The sequence below is a fragment of the Citreimonas sp. genome (assembly GCF_042096055.1).
In the GTDB taxonomy this organism is placed as follows: Bacteria; Pseudomonadota; Alphaproteobacteria; order Rhodobacterales; family Rhodobacteraceae; genus Citreimonas.
On the sequence record NZ_JBELMH010000068.1, the window covers coordinates 10,903 to 15,547 of the forward strand.

The window sequence follows — 4,645 nt, forward strand, 5'->3', positions numbered from 1 at the left end:
TCGCCGCCGCGGCGGACCAGCAGCAGGATCGAGCGGCGGCCGGCCTCGCGGGCCGTATCCAGCTGATCCTCGAACTCCGCCAGCGTCTCGACGGCGCTCTGGCCTGCCTCGGTGATGACGTCGCCCACCTGCAGCCCCTTCTCGAACGCCTCCGAGGTCTCGTCGACGGCAACCACGGCGAGGCCGGTACGGTCCTCGGGCAGGCCCAGCTCTTCGCGGATCTCGGCGTCGAGCGGCGACAGCGTGATGCCCAGCACGTCGAGGCTCGACGGCTCGTCCTCGGGCAGGTCGGGTCCGGGCTGTGCGGCGGGCACGGCCTGCGCCTCTTCACGGCGGCCAAGGGTGATGCGCAGCGTCTCGGTCGAGCCGTCGCGGTTCACCACCACGCGCACTTCCTTGCCCACGGCGGTGTTGCCCACGACGCGGACCAGCTGGCGCGTGTCCTCGACCTCGACCCCGTCGAAGGACAGGATCACGTCGCCCGCCTGCATGCCGGCATCCATCGCCGGGCCTTCGGGGACGTCGGACACGAGCGCGCCGCGCGCCTCTTCCAGCCCCAGCGCCTCGGCCAGTTCGTCGGTGACGTCCTGGATGCGCACGCCCAGCCAGCCGCGGCGGGTCTCGCCGAATTCCTGCAGCTGGTCGACCACGCGGGTGACCACGTTCGACGCCATCGAGAAGCCGATCCCGATCGAGCCGCCGTTGGGCGACAGGATCGCGGTGTTCACGCCGACGACCTCGCCGTCCATGTTGAACAGCGGCCCGCCCGAGTTGCCGCGGTTGATCGCCGCGTCGGTCTGGATGTAGTCGTCATAGGTGCCCGACAGCGCCCGGTTGCGCGCCGAGACGATGCCCGCGCTGACCGAGAAGCCCTGCCCCAGCGGGTTGCCCATCGCCATAACCCAGTCGCCCACGCGCGCCGTGTCGCTGTCGCCGAAGGGCACGTAGACCAGCGGCCGGTCGGCCTCGACCTTCAGCAGGGCGATGTCGGTGTTGGGATCGGTGCCGACGACCTCGGCGGGCAGTTCGAAATCCTCGAAGAACTCGATCAGGATCTCGTCCGCGCCCTCGATGACGTGGTTGTTGGTGACGATGTAGCCGTCCTCCGAGATCACGAAGCCCGAGCCGAGCGCCGAGGAGCGGCGCGGCTGGTTCGGGCCGCCGCGGTCCTGGAACTCGCGGAAGAAATCCTCGAACGGCGAGCCTTCGGGCACGATGCCCTGCGGGCCCGAACGGCCGGCCACGGTGGTCGAGGTGGTGATGTTGACCACGGCCGGGCTGATGCGTTCGGCAAGGTCCGCGAAGGTCTGCGGACGGGCCTGCGCGTTCGCCATCAGCGACTGCGACAGGATCAGAACCATCGACAGGGTCGACATCCAGAACAGGCGCAGCGGCGTCGCCAGGTCGCGTGTCCGAGCGAAAGAATGCGGTTTCAATGGGGTCTCCTTGGTCTTTGCCAGGCCGCCGGGCGGCCTGCCTTCAGCGTTTCCATTCTGTCGTTACTAGACGCTTTCGGGCAACACTTAACCTGATTCATGCCGCTCTCTCGCAACCGTGACTGGCAAATACCAATCCGTGAGCGGTTAGCCCCGCGCGATCCACAACAGCACGAGGCCGGTGGCCAGCGTCGCCAGGCCCAGCGTGCGCCGCGCCTCGACGGGCATCGCGCGCAGCGCCTCGAGCAGGCGCTCCACAAGCGAAGGGGCCAGTGCGTACACCAGCCCCTCGATCACGAGAACCAAGGCGATTCCCGTCAGGATGTCGGTCCCAGTCAATTGGTCTCGATCGGCGGGGGCACGTCGCCGCCTTCCGCGTCGTCCTGCTCGGCCTCGTCGACGAAGGCCTCGCCGCCCAGCGGAGCCGGGTCGCCGTCCTCGTCCTCGGGCAGCGGATCGGCGTCGCCCGGGTTGGCCTGCGGACCCGCGCCGGGCGCGCCCAGGCGGGCCGGACCGCCGGCACCGTCCGAGGTTTCCTCGCTCTCCTCGAGATCCTGCACCCGCGGCGCCACCGGATCGGAGGCGTCCGGCACCATGTCGCTTTCCAGCTGGATGCCGGATTCGTTCATCGGGGTCGGCGCCTCGTCCGGAACGGTCAGCGAACGACCGGCCGTCTCGTTGCGGAAGTACTCGAAGAACTGGCTCGACGGCGTCATCACCATCGTCGAGTTCTCGCCCTGAAGCGCGGTCTCGTAGGCCTGAAGCGAGCGGTAGAAGGCGAAGAACTCGGGGTCCGCGCCGAAGGCGATCGCGTAGATGCGGTTGCGCTCGGCATCGGCCTCGCCTCGGACGATCTCGGCCTCGCGCTCGGCTTCCGACAGGGTCTCGGTCACGGTCCGGTCGGCCAGCGCGCGCACGCGCTGAGCGGCCTCGTTACCGCGGGCGATCTCGTCGGCGGCCTCGCGCTCGCGTTCTGCCCGCATCCGGGCGAAGGTCGCGTCGAGGTTCTGGGTCGGCAGGTTGGTCTGCTTCAGCCGCACGTCGACCACGTCGAGACCGAGCGAACGCGCCTGCGCGCGGGCCTGGTCGCGGATGCGGATCATCAGGTCGCCGCGCTCTTCCGACAGGATCCGGTCGGACGTCACCTGGTCGGCACCCAGCACCTCGCGGATCTGCGCGTTGAGGATCGCGCTCAGGCGGTCCTCGGCGGCGCCCACGCCGCCCACGCCGACGGCCTGGCGGAACTGCACCACGTCGGCGATGCGGTAGCGCGCGAAGGCGTCGACCACCAGGCGGCGGTCATCGGCGGGCGTGACCTCGATCGTCTCGGTGTCGAGCGACAGGATGCGGTCGTCGTAGCGCACCACGTCCTGGATGATCGGCACCTTGAAGGCCAGGCCCGGCTCTTCCTTGACGTCGCGGATCTGGCCGAATTGCAGCACCAGCGCCTTCTCGCGCTCGTCGACCACGAAGACCGACGACAGCAGAAGGACCAGCGCCACGACGGCGACGGGCAGTATCCAGATTGCCTTGCGCATGTCAGTTGCCCCCCGCGTCGGTGTTGCCGTTGGTGTTGCCGGTGCCCCGGCGCAGTTCGTTCAGCGGCAGGTACGGCACGACGCCGCCCCCCGCGCCGCCTTCGCCCGAACCGGCGACGGCCTCGTCGAGAATCATCTTGTCGACGTCAGCCAGCACGCGCTCCATCGTCTCGAGGTACAGCCGGCGGCGCGTCACGTCGGGCGCCTGGGCGTACTCGGTCTGGACCGCACTGAAGCGGCTCGCCTCACCCAGCGCCTGGTTCACGACCTGCGCGCGGTAGCCCTCGGCCTGCTCGCGCACCTGCGCGGCCTCGCCTCGGGCCTCGGCCACGACGCGGTTGGCGTAGGCGTCGGCCTGACGCTCCAGCCGGTCGCGCTCCTGCTCGGCGGCCTGCACGTCGCGGAAGGCGTCGATCACCTCGGCCGGCGGGTCGGCGGTGTCGAGGTTGACCCGCACGATGTTGATGCCGGACTCGTACTCGTTCAGCGTTTCCTGGATCTGCTCGCGGGCCGAGTCGGCGATCAGGCCACGGTCCCGGTTGAGGATCGGCGCCAGGTTCGACGCGGCGATGATCTCGCGCATGACCGATTCAGACACCGCCTGGACCGTCAGCTGCGGATCGCGCACGTTGAACAGAAGCTGCGCCGGATCGTTGATGTTCCAGACGACCTGGAATTCGATGTCGACGATGTTGGCATCGGTGGTCAGCATCAGGCCGTCGCCGGTGCCGCGGCCCACGCCGATCGTCTCGGTGCGCTCGGAAGTGACGTTCACGACCTCGTGGGTCATCACAGGCCAGGGCGCGAAGTTCAGGCCCGGCTGCCCTGTTGAGGCGAATTCGCCCAGGAACAGCTCGACCGACTGCTCTTCGGGCCGCACGGTGTAGATGCTGGCGAAGCCCCAGAGTGCGACGAGTATCAGCGCGCCGATGCCAACGGTGCCGCGAGTGAAGAACGGCCCGCCGCCGCCGCCGGACCCACCGCCCGTGCCGTTGCCGCCGCCCCCACGGCCGCCCATCAGCACGCGCAGCCGGTCCTGGCCGCGTTTCATCAGTTCCTCGATCTCGGGGATCTGGCTGTCGTTTCCACCCCGGCCGCCGCGGTTGCCGTTCGGGCCCCTCGGGCCGCCATTCTCGGGGCCGCGTCCGCCGCCGCCCGAGCCACCGCCGCCCCCCCAGGGGCCGCCGTTGTTTCCTGCCATGAAGTCTCTTCCCTCTTCGTCTTCTAGCGTCGTCCCACAAGTGTGCGCGCGGAGCCGGAAATCAACCCGGCTCAGCCGCTGCGCGCGGGCTGCCGCATGGTCACCATTTCCTCGGCCATGGTCGGATGAACCGCGACCGTGCGGTCGAAATCCTCTTTGGTGGCGCCCATCTTGACCGCGATCCCGGCCAGCTGGATCATCTCGCCCGCGCCGGGCGCGACGATATGACAGCCCAGCACCTTGCGCGTCTCCTTGGACACGATCAGCTTCATCATCACCCGGTCGGGCCGGCCGGCGAAGGCGGTGTTCATCGGCCGGAACGAGGTCGAGTAGACCTCGATCGGCTCGATGTCGCGGGCCTCTTCCTCGGTCAGGCCGATGGTGCCGAACTCGGGCTGGGTGAAGATCGCCGACGGCACCAGGTCATGGTCGACCGGCGTCGGGTTGCCCTTGAACACGGTCTCGACGAA

4 protein-coding genes and 1 pseudogene are annotated in these 4,645 nt (G+C 69.2%); all 5 read right to left on the reverse strand.

What is annotated here, in order from left to right:
* Positions 1 to 1,376 (reverse strand): DegQ family serine endoprotease (locus ACFDTC_RS13855; RefSeq protein WP_375259482.1); only part of this gene is annotated, 1,376 nt, incomplete at its 3' end.
* Between the two features lie 207 nt (positions 1,377 to 1,583).
* Positions 1,584 to 1,775, reverse strand: coding sequence for a DUF2065 domain-containing protein (locus ACFDTC_RS13860; protein WP_375259475.1), 192 nt, complete (start codon positions 1,773 to 1,775; stop codon positions 1,584 to 1,586).
* Complete coding sequence (locus tag ACFDTC_RS13865) at positions 1,772 to 2,974, reverse strand: SPFH domain-containing protein (RefSeq protein WP_375259476.1); 1,203 nt, start codon at positions 2,972 to 2,974, stop codon at positions 1,772 to 1,774. Before ACFDTC_RS13865 ends, ACFDTC_RS13860 begins: the two co-directional genes overlap by 4 nt.
* A gap of 1 nt (position 2,975) precedes the next feature.
* Positions 2,976 to 4,175 (reverse strand): FtsH protease activity modulator HflK, encoded by a 1,200-nt coding sequence (gene hflK / locus ACFDTC_RS13870; protein ID WP_375259477.1) that lies wholly within the window; start codon positions 4,173 to 4,175, stop codon positions 2,976 to 2,978.
* 71 nt (positions 4,176 to 4,246) lie between these two features.
* Positions 4,247 to 4,645: pseudogene (locus tag ACFDTC_RS13875) on the reverse strand (NADPH-glutathione reductase); the annotation flags it as partial.